12 protein-coding genes are annotated in these 14336 nt (G+C 65.9%); 11 read left to right on the forward strand and 1 reads right to left on the reverse strand.

Features of this window, described 5'->3' with window-relative positions:
* The first annotated feature begins 18 nt into the window (after positions 1 to 18).
* The 7 genes from JQ635_RS18295 to trmB all read left to right on the forward strand — a co-directional run bounded on the left by JQ635_RS18295 (position 19) and on the right by trmB (position 6896).
* Complete coding sequence (locus JQ635_RS18295; protein WP_211411231.1) at positions 19 to 1014, forward strand: PhoH family protein; 996 nt, start codon at positions 19 to 21, stop codon at positions 1012 to 1014.
* A gap of 81 nt (positions 1015 to 1095) precedes the next feature.
* Positions 1096 to 1584 (forward strand): rRNA maturation RNase YbeY, encoded by a 489-nt coding sequence (gene ybeY / locus JQ635_RS18300; protein ID WP_433996567.1) that lies wholly within the window; start codon positions 1096 to 1098, stop codon positions 1582 to 1584.
* Position 1585: 1 nt separating this feature from the next.
* Entirely contained in the window at positions 1586 to 2704 is a 1119-nt protein-coding gene (locus tag JQ635_RS18305; protein ID WP_246583623.1) for a hemolysin family protein, read from the forward strand.
* Positions 2701 to 4314 (forward strand): apolipoprotein N-acyltransferase, encoded by a 1614-nt coding sequence (gene lnt, locus JQ635_RS18310; protein ID WP_211411234.1) that lies wholly within the window; start codon positions 2701 to 2703, stop codon positions 4312 to 4314. The genes JQ635_RS18305 and lnt overlap by 4 nt, the downstream gene beginning before the upstream one ends.
* A 220-nt stretch (positions 4315 to 4534) precedes the next feature.
* Entirely contained in the window at positions 4535 to 4948 is a 414-nt protein-coding gene (locus JQ635_RS18315; protein ID WP_008131807.1) for a helix-turn-helix domain-containing protein, read from the forward strand.
* 83 nt (positions 4949 to 5031) lie between these two features.
* Positions 5032 to 6189, forward strand: a complete 1158-nt coding sequence (locus JQ635_RS18320) for a M20 family metallopeptidase (RefSeq protein ID WP_211411235.1) — start codon at positions 5032 to 5034, stop codon at positions 6187 to 6189.
* Positions 6186 to 6896: a tRNA (guanosine(46)-N7)-methyltransferase TrmB gene (gene trmB, locus JQ635_RS18325; RefSeq protein ID WP_211411236.1), complete on the forward strand. Its 711-nt coding sequence runs from the start codon at positions 6186 to 6188 to the stop codon at positions 6894 to 6896. The genes JQ635_RS18320 and trmB overlap by 4 nt, the downstream gene beginning before the upstream one ends.
* A gap of 116 nt (positions 6897 to 7012) precedes the next feature.
* On the opposite strand, the gene JQ635_RS18330 is transcribed toward trmB, so the two are convergent.
* On the reverse strand, positions 7013 to 8095 hold the full coding sequence (locus JQ635_RS18330) for a DUF2336 domain-containing protein (protein WP_211411237.1): 1083 nt from the start codon (positions 8093 to 8095) through the stop codon (positions 7013 to 7015).
* Between the two features lie 373 nt (positions 8096 to 8468).
* On the opposite strand from JQ635_RS18330, the gene rimP reads away from it, so the two are divergent.
* The 4 genes from rimP (at position 8469) to infB (ending at position 14326) form a co-directional block, all read left to right on the forward strand.
* On the forward strand, positions 8469 to 9224 hold the full coding sequence (rimP, locus tag JQ635_RS18335; RefSeq protein ID WP_211411238.1) for a ribosome maturation factor RimP: 756 nt from the start codon (positions 8469 to 8471) through the stop codon (positions 9222 to 9224).
* A gap of 2 nt (positions 9225 to 9226) precedes the next feature.
* Positions 9227 to 10837 (forward strand): transcription termination factor NusA, encoded by a 1611-nt coding sequence (gene nusA, locus JQ635_RS18340; protein WP_211411239.1) that lies wholly within the window; start codon positions 9227 to 9229, stop codon positions 10835 to 10837.
* A gap of 23 nt (positions 10838 to 10860) precedes the next feature.
* Positions 10861 to 11544 (forward strand): RNA-binding protein, encoded by a 684-nt coding sequence (locus JQ635_RS18345; RefSeq protein ID WP_211411240.1) that lies wholly within the window; start codon positions 10861 to 10863, stop codon positions 11542 to 11544.
* Positions 11545 to 11614: 70 nt separating this feature from the next.
* Positions 11615 to 14326 carry a translation initiation factor IF-2 gene (infB, locus tag JQ635_RS18350; protein ID WP_211411241.1) on the forward strand — a complete coding sequence of 904 codons (2712 nt, stop codon included), beginning with the start codon at positions 11615 to 11617 and terminating at the stop codon, positions 14324 to 14326.
* Positions 14327 to 14336 lie beyond the last annotated feature (10 nt).

Consider the following 14336-nt stretch of genomic DNA (forward strand, 5'->3'; position numbering starts at 1 on the left):
CGCAAATTTGACCGCGACATGCAAGTTCCGCCCGAGACCCAGGTCGTCATCGATTTCGACGACAACCGCGCCGCTTCCGCCCTGGTCGGCCCTTACGGCCAGAATCTGGCGCAGATCGAGCGGCGGCTCGGCGTCATCGTCGATTCCAAGGGCAATCACATCACCATCGGCGGCACGCGCGACGGCTGCGATGCCGCGCGCCGCGTGCTGGAAGCGCTCTACGCGCAAGCCGTGAAGGGACAGGATCTCGACCAGGGCGAAGTCGAGGGCGCGATCCGCGCCGTGATCGCGCAGGGCTCGCTGTTCGAGTTCGATGCCAAGTCGGCCAAGTCGACCTTCGACAGCATCAACCTGCGCAAGCGGCCGGTGCGCGCGCGCACCGCCGCGCAGGACTCCTACATCCGCGCGCTGAAGCGCCACGAGCTGGTGTTCGGCATCGGCCCCGCCGGCACCGGCAAGACCTGGCTCGCGGTTGCGCATGCCGCGCAGCTGTTCGAGCGCAAGGAGGTCGACAAGATCATCCTGTCGCGTCCGGCCGTGGAAGCCGGCGAGCGCCTCGGCTTCCTGCCCGGCGATCTCCGCGAGAAGGTCGATCCTTATCTCCGCCCGATCTACGACGCGCTCTACGACCTCATGGACGCGCGCATCGTCGAGCGCGCGCTGCAGACCGGCGAGATCGAGATCGCGCCGCTCGCCTTCATGCGCGGCCGCACCCTCACCAATGCCGCCATCATCCTGGACGAGGCGCAGAACACCACGTCGATGCAGATGAAGATGTTCCTGACCCGTCTCGGCGAGAACAGCCGCATGATCGTGACGGGCGACCCCTCGCAGATCGACTTGCCGAACGGCCAGACCTCGGGTCTTGCCGAGGCAACGCGCCTGTTGAGCGGCGTCGAAGGCATTGCCCAAGTTCATTTCAAAGCCGAGGACGTGATCCGCCACGAGCTCGTGGCGCGGATCGTCGCCGCCTATGAAGGTTCGCCGCAGCGGCCGGCCGCCGATAAATCCTGACGGGACAACAGCCGGACCAGACGGGCGCGGACGCAGCGCTCTTCGTTCCGAACAAAGACAATGTCACATCCGAACCTTCCCATGACCGAGGTCCTCGTCGTTGCCGATTGCTGGCAGCGCGAGCCCGATTCCGAAGCCGTGATCCAGCGCGCGGTCGCCGCCGCCGCCGAGAGCGTCGACGAAGATGTTGCCGACGCGGAAGTGGCGGTGATGCTGACCGATGATGCCGGCATCCGCACCCTCAACAGCAACTGGCGCGGCATCGACAAGCCGACCAACGTGCTGTCGTTTCCGGCGCTCCAGCCGGAAGGCGAACGGAAGGAAGGCGATGCGCCGCGCATGCTCGGCGACATCGCGATCGCCTACGAGACGATGCGGCGCGAGGCGGACGAGGAACACAAGCCGTTCGACCATCATTTGAGCCATCTCGCCGTGCACGGCTTCCTGCACCTGATCGGCTACGATCACGAGAACGACGACGACGCCGAGGAGATGGAAGCGCTGGAAACTGAGATCCTCGCCCATCTCGGCATCCCCGATCCCTATGCCGACCGCCCGGGGACGCACTGAGATGCCCGACTCCGAGCCTACCCACGACAATCCCCGCAACACGCCCAACCTGCCGGCCGTGGTGACATCAGGCGAGGTGCTGCGCCCGACCGCGGAAAGCTGGTTGCTGCGCGCCATCCGCACGCTGTTCGGCTGGAAGGCGGGATCGGTGCGCGACGATCTCCAGGTCGTGCTCGACGCCACGACGCCCGACGACACCGGCTTCTCCGCCGTCGAGCGCACCATGCTGCGCAACATCCTCGGCCTGCACGAGCGCCGCATCGCCGACGTCATGGTGCATCGCGCCGACATCATCGCGGTGAAGCGCGACATACCGCTCGGCGAATTGATGGACCGCTTCGAGAGCGCCGGCCATTCCCGCCTCGTCGTTTACAACGAGACGCTCGACGATCCCGTCGGCATCGTTCACATCCGCGACCTGCTCGCCTTCATGACCGCGCGGGCGCGCGTGTCGGAGGCTACCAAGACCAAGCGCAAGAAACCGCTGCCGGCCGGCCTCGATCTGCGCGCGGTCGATCTCGCAATGCCACTCGAGGACGCGCGCATCATTCGCAAGCTGCTCTACGTGCCGCCGTCGATGCGGGCGATCGACCTGCTCGCGCAGATGCAGGCGACGCGCATCCACCTCGCGCTGGTCGTCGACGAATATGGCGGCAGCGACGGACTGGTCTCGATCGAGGACATCGTCGAGCAGATCGTTGGCGAAATCGACGACGAGCACGACAGCGACGAGCCGCCCTCGATCGTGCGACTGCCGGACAACGCCTTCGTCGCCGATGCCCGCGCCAGCCTCGACGACGTCCGCACCGTGATCGGCGCGGACTTCGTCACTGGCGAGGCCGGTGAGGAGGTCGAGACGCTCGGCGGCTATCTCGTCAGCTTCGTCGGACGCCTGCCGGTGCGCGGCGAGGTGATTTCGGGTCCCGGCAATTACGAGGTCGAGGTGCTCGATGCCGATCCGCGCCGCGTCAAGCGGCTGCGCATCTCGGCGCGGAAGGAACGCCCCGCCCCGCGCACCCAGCGCGAGAGCCGGCGCCGCGAGGCCGCACCGGACAGCAGCCCGCCGCCGGCCAGTGACACGCCGCCCCCGCCGCCGAGCGACGGGACCGGCCCGCAGTGAGCGCATTGCAGCGACTTCGTCAGATCGCGCTTGCCGTCATCCTCGCCTGGGGATGGAAGCGCGCCGTCATCGCCATGGCAGCCGGCGCGCTGTCGGTGCTGGCGCTGGCGCCATTCAATTTCTTTCCAGTGCTGTTCATCACCTTTCCAGTGCTGGTCTGGCTGATCGACGGCACCGGCGCCGGGCGATATGGCGGCGTCCCCGCCGCGGCGCTGACCGGCTACTGGTTCGGGCTCGGCTATTTCGTCCCCGGCCTCTACTGGATCGGCTACGCCTTCTTCGTCGAGGCCGACATCTTCGCCTGGCTGACGCCGTTCGCCGTGCTGGGCCTGCCGGCCTATCTTGCCATCTTCACGGCAATCGGCTTTGCGCTGGCGCGCCTGCTCTGGACCAAGAACGCCACGCGCGTGCTTGCGCTCGCGGCAAGCCTCACCATCGCCGAATGGCTGCGCGGTCATGCGCTGACCGGCTTTCCCTGGAACGCATTCGGCTATGCGCTGTCCGAGCCGCTGCCGCTGGCGCAGACCGCCTCGCTGATCGGCCTGTGGGGCATGACGTTCCTCACGGTTGCGATCTTTGCGAGCCCCGCGGCGCTGATCGACCGCACGCCCGATCGCAGCATAGCGTGGCGCGCAACGGCCGCGGCAATCGCGCTTCTGATTGTCATGAGCATCTTCGGCGCGATCCGCCTGTCGCTGCATCCGACCACGATGGTCGCTGGCGCCAAGCTGCGCCTGATGCAACCGAACCTGCAGCAGGACGCGAAGTTCAACTACGCCGCCAAGGCGGAGGTGATGAAGAAATACCTCGCGCTGTCGGACCGTGCCTCCGGGCCGCAATCGACCGGCGTGCGCGATGCCACCATCCTGATCTGGCCGGAATCCGCCTTCCCGTTCTTCCTGACTCGCGAAGCCGACGCGATGGCGCAAATCGCCGATCTGTTGCCGAAGGGCACGGTGCTGATCACGGGTTCGGTACGCGCACCCGACCTGCCGCGGGGAACGCCGATCACGCGCGCCTACAATTCGATCTACGTGATCGATCACGACGGCAGCGTGCTTTCGGTCTACGACAAGCTGCACCTCGTGCCGTTCGGCGAGTTTCTTCCCTATCAGGAGCTGATGGAGAAGCTCGGTTTCGAGCAGCTGACGCGTGTGCGCGGCGGCTTCATCGCCGGCAGCGTGCGGCATGCGCTGCCGATCGCCGGCGCGCCGCCTGCGCTGCCTCTGATCTGCTATGAGGCCATCTTTCCCGGTGAGGTGGCAGGACGCAACGAACGTCCGGGCTGGATCGTGAACCTCACCAATGACGGCTGGTTCGGCATCTCGACCGGTCCCTATCAGCATCTGGAGCAGGCACGCATGCGCGCGATCGAGCTCGGATTGCCGCTGGTGCGCTCCGCCAATACCGGCATCTCGGCGGTGATCGATCCGGTCGGACGCACCGTCGCCAGCCTCGGTCTCGGCATCGAAGGCATTTTGGATGCAAACCTGCCCGCCGCACTGCCGCCGACCGTCTACGCGCAGCTGGGCGATGTGCCCGCAGCCATGCTCGTCGCGCTCGGCGTGATCCTCGCGGTCCGCCGACGTGTTGCCAAACGGCACCCCTGATCGCGCCGCAGCCAGCGAGGCGGCCGGAATCCTTTGACAACCGTAGTCCCACGGTTGACAGATTGCAGGCGGGTTCCTCATTCTGCACCCGCTGCGAAAGACAGTGGGCGTTGCTAAATTTCTCCGCAATGTTTCCCAATAACAGGGTCTGATTTTTCGTTGCTGGCACCTGAGGCATTCCGGTCGATTGCGCTGAAGGTGGTGTTTGGAGGCTGAGGAAATGTCGAAAGCGCCCAACCCTGTTGACAAATATGTCGGCAGCCGCGTGCGTATGCGCCGCATCATGTTGGGCATGAGCCAGGAAAAGCTCGGTGAAGCTTTGGGCCTGACGTTCCAGCAGATCCAGAAATACGAGAAGGGCACCAACAGGGTCGGCGCGAGCCGCATCCAGCAAATTGCCGAGATTCTCCAGGTGCCGGTGTCGTTCCTGTTCGAGGGTGGTCCGAGCGGCGTGGCCGGCCCGGACGGCTTTGCTGAAGGCGCTTCGCCCTCCTATGTTTCGGACTTCCTCGCGACCTCCGAAGGTCTCGCTCTGACCAAGGCGTTCACCCGAATCACCGATTCGAAGATGCGCCGCTCGATCGTCGATCTCGTCGAGCAGATCGCGGCCCGCGAAGGCCCCGACAAGCGCTGACGCCAGCGCAATCCGATTTGAGGCTGCGCCAAATCTGGCCTATGTCGTCATTTGCGGCCGCGCGTTGACGCGCTTCCTCCCGAATGATGCGATTCAAAGGCATAGATGCGCCCATGACGAACTCCAACTGGTTCGATACCCAAACTATTCTCGATGGCATCCGGCGCTGGGTGGAGATCGAGACGCCGACGGAGGCGCCTGAGCAGGTCAACAAACTCGTGTCGCTGGTCGCGGATCAACACCGCGATCTGCCCGTCACGCTCGAGCGGGTCGCCGGCGTTGACGGCTGCGGCGATCATCTTCTGGCCCGCTCGACCTGGGGGCAGGAGCAGCCGGGCATCCTAGTGCTGAGTCACCTCGACACCGTGCACCCCCTCGGCTTCATCGAGCGCCTGCCGTTCAAGGTCGAGGGCGACAGCGCGTTCGGTCCCGGCATCTACGACATGAAGGGTGGCGCCTACATCGCCCATCACGCCTTTGCCGCGCTCTGCGCCGACGGCACGCGTTCGCCGCTCGGCATCACCCACATGTTCACTTCCGACGAGGAGATCGGCAGCCCCACCTCGCGCGCGCTGATCGAGCAGGAAGGACGCAAGGCCAAATACGTGCTGGTGACGGAGCCGGCGCGCGACGGCGGCAAGATCGTCACCGGACGCAAGGGTGTCGGACGCTTCGAGGTGTTCATCAAGGGCGTGCCGGCGCATGCCGGCTCGCGGCCCGAAGACGGCCGCAGCGCCATCCGCGAGCTCGCCAACATCATCCACGCGCTGGAGGGAATGAACGACCTGAAGCGCGGCGTCACCGTCAATGTCGGCGTGGTGCGCGGCGGCACGCGCCCCAACGTGACGCCGGAAGAGGCCTATGCCGAAATCGACCTGCGCGTTCCGAGCTTCACCGACGCGGACGAATTCGTCGGCAAGATCCTCGGGCTGACATCGAAGACGGACGGTGTCACCGTCACGGTCACGGGCGAGCTCAATCGTCCTCCTTACGAGAAGGGCAATGCGGGCGCCTCGCTCTACGAGCACGCCAAGGCGCTCGCCTCGGAGATCGGCTTCGAGCTGATCGACACCCACACCGGCGGCGGCTCGGACGGCAATTTCACGGCGGCACATACCGGCACGCTTGACGGGCTCGGCGTCGACGGCAAGGGCGCGCACACCCATTATGAGCAGCTCTACATCTCGTCGCTCGAACCGCGCGCGCGGCTGCTCTATCGCCTGTATCAGACGCTGCGATGAGCGAGCGCAAGTCAGACCCCGATCGCGACGACAGCGAGCGCGCCTTCTTCGGGCGCCGCAAGGGCCACAAGCTCAGGCAGCACCAGGCCGAGCTGATCGACCATCTGCTGCCGCATCTTGCGCTCGACATCGATCGCGAGGCGCCGGCGGATGCGCGCGAGATCTTCGATCCCGCGGCCGATGACGTGCGGCTCGAGATCGGCTTCGGCGGCGGCGAACATCTCGCAGCCGAGGCGCAGAATTTCGCCACGACCGGCTTCATCGGCTGCGAACCCTACGTCAACGGCATGGCGAAGATTCTCGCGCAGATCGAGGCCGCGAACATCGCCAACATCCGCCTGTTCGCCGGCGATGCCGCCGAGCTGCTGGCCTGGCTGCCGAAGGCCTCGCTGTCGCGGATCGACCTGATCCATCCGGATCCCTGGCCGAAGCGGCGGCACTGGAAGCGGCGCTTCGTCCAGGACAGGACGATCGCCGCTATGGCGCGCGTGCTCAAGCCGAACGGCGAATTCCGCTTCGTCTGCGACATCGACGATTACTGCGCCTGGACGCTGTCGCATCTTGCGCGCTCGCCGGATTTCAAATGGCTCGCGGAGCGCGCCGACGATTTCCGGCAACCATGGGCCGGCTACACCATGACGCGCTACGGCCGGAAGGCGGCACGCGAAGGCCGCAAGGCGGCTTATTTGCGGTTCAGAAGAAACTGATTGTCGTTCCGGGGCGATGCGCAGCATCGAACCCGGAACCTCGAGGTTCTCACGTGCGCAATTGCGCACCATAGTTCGCGCTTTCGCGCGCCCCGGGAATGACAGACGAGAGGATTTCAAATCGTCTGCCGGTTGCGCCAGAAATTCACGACGCGCTCGGCCGTCGTCGGCATCAGGCGCGTGAAGTTCATGCGGGCGACTTCGATGTCGGCATCGGCAGGTGTGCGATTGGGGCCGTACCAGAGCAGGATCAGCGCGCGCACCGTGGGCCAGCCGAGATTGAGCACGCGGCCGAGGATCAGGATCGGATCGTAACGATCGCCCGCGATCAGGCGGTCGAGAATCGAGATGCGGATGCCGGCCATCGCCGAGAGCGAGGCGATCGATTCCTCGTATTTGTGCGCCTTGGCGAAGCCAAGCAGCGCGCTCTCGCCGAGATGGCCTTCGCGATGCAAGGTGAGCACCGTGCGCTGGGCCGCGGAGAAATCGCGTCGCGGTCCCGGCGGCAGCGAAGCCTCCTCGATCGCCGCCATTGCACGCTTGATCTCGACCTGGCGCACGGGATTGACCACGGTGGAGAGACGGCGGCGGATCACATCGAGCGTGCCGTCGAGAAGCTGTTTCAGGTGCTCGCCGGAGAGATCGGTGCGCTGGCCGATCTTGAGCGTCAGCACACCGTCCTGCGACGCGCGCTTGATCAGCTCGGCATAGCTGCCGGGCGAGAACACCGCACCGGCATTGCCCGCAGCGCGTCTCACCACATCGCGATCGCCGCGCTCGACCAGCACGTCGGTGACGACGGCCGGCAAGACGGGGCGTTCCGTCATCGCCAGCAGATGGCCCTGGCCCTTCAGCCGCGCGATCTCGACCAGCGCGGCGGCGTCGAGCACTGGCGAGCGGCGCAGCACGGGACCTGCGACCATGATCTCGTTTTCGCGCGCGAGCTGATTCACCAGATGCGGCGGCGCATTGTTCAAGCGCGAGAAGCGCTCGGCGAGATCGACGCGCGAGGCGAGCTCGGCATGCGGGACGAGATCGATCAGGAGATTGTCAAAGAGATCGATGAGCTCGGGACGGAGCCTGGCTGGATCCTGGAAGTAGAGGTCGGCGATAGCCCGCGCGATCTCGCCGCGACGGCGGGGGTCGCCGCGTTTGACGATATCGTCCAGTCCTGGAATGAGCGACGTGGCAACGGTCATGAAAACGCAAACTCGTACAGGGCACGCCGCGGGTGCGCCCTTGGTCCAAGCCGCCCCACAATCAGGGAATTTAGGCCTCGGAAATGAAGGAAGCGTTGCGCGGGGAGCCGCAAACCGGGCGCAAAAAGCCTCGCCTCGCCCGCGATGGGCCTTGTCCGGGAGAGCGGAAAGGGCTATATGAGCGCCAATTCATCTTCTCATACGATCCGCGTAGTGAGAGTGGGCCCGAAAGGACCCGCTCTTTTTTATTACCTGAACGCGGCTTGGCGGAAGATGCGGCCCGACGCGCTGTCGGGAGAGTTCCGAAGCGGGCTTTGAAGTCTTAACCAAGCCTTAACCCAAGCCTTAACCAACGAGCGCCTTGACCCCTGATATGACCGGACCGAACACTGGTTCCACCGATGCCGAGTTGCTGGCCGAGCCGAGGCTCGTGGTCGAGCCGGGCGTGGCGGCACGGGTGTCTGCGGTCGCGGCTCCAGTGCTCGAGGGCATGGGCTACCGCCTGGTGCGGATCCGCATCTCCGGTGAGGCCGGCTGCACCGTGCAGATCATGGCCGAACGGCCGGACGGTTCGATGCAGCTCGAGGATTGCGAGGCGATCTCGCGGGCGCTGTCGCCCGTGCTCGATGTTGCCGACCCCATCGACCGCGCCTATCGCCTCGAAATTTCCTCGCCTGGTATCGACCGGCCGCTGGTGCGACGCTCCGACTTCGAGCGCTATTCCGGCCATCTGGTGAAGGTCGAGATGGCGGTCGCCCACGAGGGACGGAAGCGGTTCCGCGGCACGCTCGGCGCCGTCGAAGGCGACCGCGTCCATCTGCATCGCGACGACGTCAAGGCGGGCGACGATGCCGACGTTCTCCTCACCATGGAGGATATCGGCGAGGCCCGCCTGGTGCTGACCGACGAGCTGATCGCCGAATCCATGCGCCGCGGCAAGGCCGAAGAGCGCCAGATGCGCAGGGATCTCGGCCTCGCGCCGCCGCAGGCGCCGCACGCGAAAATCAGCGAAAAAACCACCAAGAACACCAAGCCGAAAAAGAAGCCGGCCCCGACCAATACGAAGAAACATCGCCTTGCCGCCGAACGCGCGCGGCGCGGCGAGATCGAGCCTGACCAAGGAGACTAGCCATGGCAGTCAGCGCCAATCGACTTGAATTGCTTCAGATCGCCGATGCCGTTGCCCGCGAGAAATCGATCGACCGCGGCATCGTCATCGCGGCGATGGAGGACGCCATCGCCAAGGCCGCGCGGGCCCGTTACGGCAGCGAGACTGACGTTCACGCCGAGATCGACCCGAAGAAGGGCGAGCTGCGGCTGTCGCGCCACATGCTGGTGGTCGACAAGGTCGAGAATCACTCCAACCAGATCTCGCTGGTGGACGCGCAGCGCGCCAATCCCGGCGCCCAGGTCGGCGACACCATCGCCGACACCCTGCCACCGCTGGAATATGGCCGCATCGCCGCACAGTCTGCCAAGCAGGTGATCGTGCAGAAGGTGCGCGAGGCCGAGCGCGACCGGCAGTATCAGGAATTCAAGGACCGCATCGGCGACATCGTCAACGGCGTCGTCAAGCGCGTCGAATATGGCAGCGTGATCGTCGATCTCGGCCGCGGTGAAGCCATCATCCGCCGCGACGAGATGCTGCCGCGCGAAGTGTTCCGCAACGGCGACCGCGTCCGCGCCTATATCTTCGACGTCCGCCGCGAGACCCGCGGCCCGCAGATCTTCCTCTCCCGCACCCATCCGCAGTTCATGGCAAAACTGTTCGCGCAGGAAGTGCCTGAGATCTATGACGGCATCGTCGAGATCAAGGCGGTGGCCCGCGATCCCGGCTCGCGCGCGAAAATCGGCGTGATTTCCCGGGATTCCTCGGTGGATCCGGTCGGCGCCTGCGTCGGTATGCGCGGCTCGCGCGTGCAGGCCGTGGTGAACGAGCTGCAGGGCGAGAAGATCGACATCATCCCGTGGTCACCCGACATCGCGACCTTCGTGGTCAACGCGCTGGCGCCGGCGGAAGTCTCCAAGGTCGTCATCGACGAAGACCGCGAGCGCATCGAGGTCGTCGTCCCCGACACCAACAACCAGCTCTCGCTGGCGATCGGCCGCCGCGGCCAGAACGTGCGTCTGGCCTCGCAGCTCACCGGCTGGGACATCGACATCCTGACCGAGCAGGAGGAATCGGAGCGCCGCCAGGCCGACTTCGAGAACTCCACCCGCGTCTTCATGGAATCGCTCAACGTCGACGAGGTGGTCGGCCAGCTGCTGGCGTCCGAAGGCTTCACCTCGGTCGAGGAACTCGCGATGGTGGACGTCAAGGAGCTCGCCGGCATCGAGGGCTTCGACGAGGAGACCGCCCAGGAGCTCCAGAACCGCGCCCGCGAATATCTCGAGCAGCTGGAAGCCGAGCTTGAGGCCAGGCGCAAGGAACTCGGCGTCGAGGATGCCCTCAAGGACGTGCCCGGCGTCACCTCCAAGATGCTGGTGAAGTTCGGCGAGAATGACATCAAGACCGTCGACGACCTCGCCGGCTGCGCCACCGACGATCTGGTCGGCTGGACCGAGCGCAAGGACGGCGGCGAGCAGACCAAATATCCCGGTGCGCTCGACGGTATCGACATCTCCCGTGACGATGCCGAGGCGATGATCATGCAGGCCCGCGTCAAGGCCGGCTGGATCACCGAGGCTGATCTCGCCAAGCCTGCTGAAGAGGCTGAAGCGACCGAAGATCAGCCGGCTTAAGGGCGACGGAGGATGTCGCCCGGATGCTCGCCAGCACTGACAGCGAACTCGACCATGGGCCGCGGACCGAAAGGTCCGCGACCATGCGGATGTGCGCGGTCAGCCGGCAGGTCCGGCCGATCGACGAGCTGATCCGCTTCGTCGTCTCGCCGCAAGGCGACATAGTTCCCGATCTCAAGCGCAAGCTGCCCGGACGCGGCATGTGGGTCACCGCCTCGCGCGAGGTGGTTGCGGAAGCCGTGCGGCGTCACCAATTTAGCAAGGCCTTCAAGCGCGAGCTGCGCGTTCCCCAGACGCTTCCCGCCGATATCGAGGCGCTCCTCGTCAGGAGCGTGACGGAAGCCCTTGGGATCGCCGCCAAGGCGGGCCAGGTCGTGGCCGGCTTCGGCAAGGTCGAGAGCGCCCTGCGGGAAGGCACGGCCGAGGTCCTGATCCACGCCAGCGACGGGGCTGCGGACGGAATCCGCAAATTGGACATGCTGGCACGTCAAAATGCCGGAAATCGCGGCGCAAAGCCGCCGATTCCCGTCGTCACCGCTCTGAAATCGTTAGAATTGGATTTGGCACTGACCCGGTCAAATGTGATACATGCTGCGCTGCTCGCGGGCCCGGCGAGCAGGTCATTCCTGTCACGTAGCCAGATGCTGGTCCGATACCGGATGGCGGACGATGACAAGACTGCCGAAAAGCACGGCCAGGATTTCTGAGAGACACCGACGAACCGATCTGACGGTGCGGCAACGCACAACACTGATAAATCAGGATTAGGACTGCTGAATGGTTGATACCAAGACCCCTGGCGACAAGAAGCTGAGCGTTCCGAGCAAGACGCTATCGCTCAAGCCGCGCGTCGAAACGGGCACCGTGCGCCAGAGCTTCAGCCATGGCCGCAGTAAGCAGGTCGTGGTCGAGAAGCGCGGCAAGCGCCGCATTGGTGACGGCCCCGAACCGCACGCCCCCGAGGTTGCTGCAAAGCCGGCGCCGGCTGCGCCCGTACCGTCGCGCCCGGCTCCGCCGCCCCCGCCGCGCAATGCCGGTTCCGGCGTGGTGCTGCGTACGCTGACCGAGGACGAACGTTCCGCCCGCGCCAGTGCGCTGGCCGACGCCAAGGTGCGCGAAGTCGAAGAGCGCCGCCAGGCCGAGGAAGAGGCCCAGCGCCGCGCTGTTCGCGAGGCCGCCGAGCGCGCCGAGCGCGAAGCCGCCGAATCCCGCCGCAAGGCCGAGGAAGAGCGTCATCGTCACGAGGACGAAGCCAAGCGGAAGGCCGAGACCGAGGCCAAGAAGCGTTTCGGCGAAGGCGAGCAGCCGCAATCCGCTCCGCGTCCCGCCGCAGCGGCCCCGGCCGCTCCCGCGCCGCGTCCCAGCGCGCCCGCAGCGCGTCCCGGCGCCCCCGCGACGGCACGTCCGGGAACAACGACCGCGCGCCCCGGAACGACCACGCAACGGCCGGCCGGCGGTGGCCCGCTGGGCCGTACTCCGGCAGTCGCAGCCGGACCGGACGAGGACGATGGTCCGCGCCAGATCCGTCGCGGTCCCGGCGGCGCCGCACGCCCTGCGGCAGCCCCCAAGACCACCCACAAGCCCGGCCCGCAGAAAGAGCGCGGCCGCCTGACCGTCGTCACGGCGCTGAACGCCGACGAAGTGCGCGAGCGCTCGATCGCCTCGTTCCGCCGCCGCACCCAGCGCCTGAAGGGCCACGCCTCGAACGAGCCGAAGGAAAAGCTCATTCGCGAAGTGGTCATTCCGGAAGCGATCACCATCCAGGAGCTCGCCAACCGCATGGCCGAGCGCGCGGTCGACGTCATCCGCATGCTGATGAAGCAGGGCGCGATGCACAAGATCACCGACGTGATCGACGCCGACACCGCACAGCTGATCGCCGAAGAGCTCGGCCACACCGTCAAGCGCGTTGCCGCCTCCGACGTTGAGGAAGGCCTGTTCGACCAGGTCGACGATTCCAGCGACACCGAGACCCGTTCGCCCGTCGTGACCGTGATGGGCCACGTCGACCACGGCAAGACCTCGCTGCTCGACGCGCTTCGTCACGCCAACGTGGTGTCCGGCGAAGCCGGCGGCATCACCCAGCACATCGGCGCCTATCAGGTGACCTCGCCCGAAACCGGCAAGAAGATCACCTTCATCGACACGCCCGGCCACGCAGCGTTCACCGCGATGCGCGCCCGCGGCGCCAAGGTCACCGACATCGTCGTGCTGGTGGTCGCGGCCGATGACGGCGTGATGCCGCAGACGGTCGAAGCCATCAATCACGCCAAGGCGGCAGGCGTGCCGATCATTGTTGCCATCAACAAGATCGACAAGCCCGATGCCAAGCCCGAGCGCGTGCGCACCGAGCTGCTCCAGCACGAGGTGCAGGTGGAATCCTTCGGCGGCGAAGTCGTCGACGTCGAAGTGTCCGCCAAGAACAAGACCAATCTCGACAAGCTGCTCGAAATGATCGCGCTGCAGGCCGAAATCCTCGACCTGAAGACCAATTCGGAGCGTCCGGCCGAAGGCACCGTGATCGAAGCCAAGCTCGATCGCGGCCGTGGTCCGGTCGCCACCGTGCTGGTCCAGCGCGGCACGCTCCGTGTCGGCGACATCATCGTCGCCGGCGCCGAGATGGGCCGTGTCCGCGCGCTGATCTCGGATCAGGGTGAGACGGTGCAGGAGGCCGGTCCCTCGGTGCCGGTCGAAGTGCTCGGCTTCAACGGCCCGCCGGAAGCCGGCGATCGTCTCGCGGTCGTCGAGAACGAAGCCCGCGCCCGCCAGGTCACCAGCTATCGCGCGCACCAGAAGCGCGAGAACGCGGCGGCCTCGATCTCCGGCATGCGCGGCTCGCTCGAGCAGATGATGTCGCAGTTGAAGACGGCGGGCCGCAAGGAATTCCCGCTGATCGTCAAAGCCGACGTGCAGGGCTCGCTGGAAGCCATCCTCGGCTCGCTGGAGAAGCTCGGCACCGACGAAGTCGCCGCCCGCATCCTGCATGCCGGCGTCGGCGGCATCTCGGAATCCGACGTGACGCTCGCGGAAGGTTTCAACGCCGCGATCATCGGCTTCTCGGTTCGAGCCAACAAGGAAGCCGCTGCGGCCGCCAAGCGCAACGGCATCGAGATCCGCTACTACAACATCATCTACGACCTCGTGGACGACGTGAAGAAGGCGATGAGCGGCCTGCTCGCGCCGACCTTGCGCGAAACCATGCTGGGCAATGCCGAGATCCTGGAGATCTTCAACATCTCCAAGGTCGGCAAGGTCGCCGGCTGCCGCGTCACCGACGGCACCGTGGAACGCGGCGCCAATGTGCGCCTGATCCGCGACAACGTCGTCGTGCACGAAGGCAAGCTGTCGACGCTGAAGCGCTTCAAGGACGAGGTGAAGGAAGTCCAGTCCGGTCAGGAATGCGGCATGGCCTTCGAGAACTATCACGACATGCGTGCGGGTGACGTGATCGAGTGTTATCGCGTGGAGACGATCCAGCGCTCCCTGTAAGTCCAAATCT

This window comes from Bradyrhizobium iriomotense (genome assembly GCF_018130765.1).
GTDB lineage: Bacteria > Pseudomonadota > Alphaproteobacteria > Rhizobiales > Xanthobacteraceae > Bradyrhizobium > Bradyrhizobium iriomotense_A.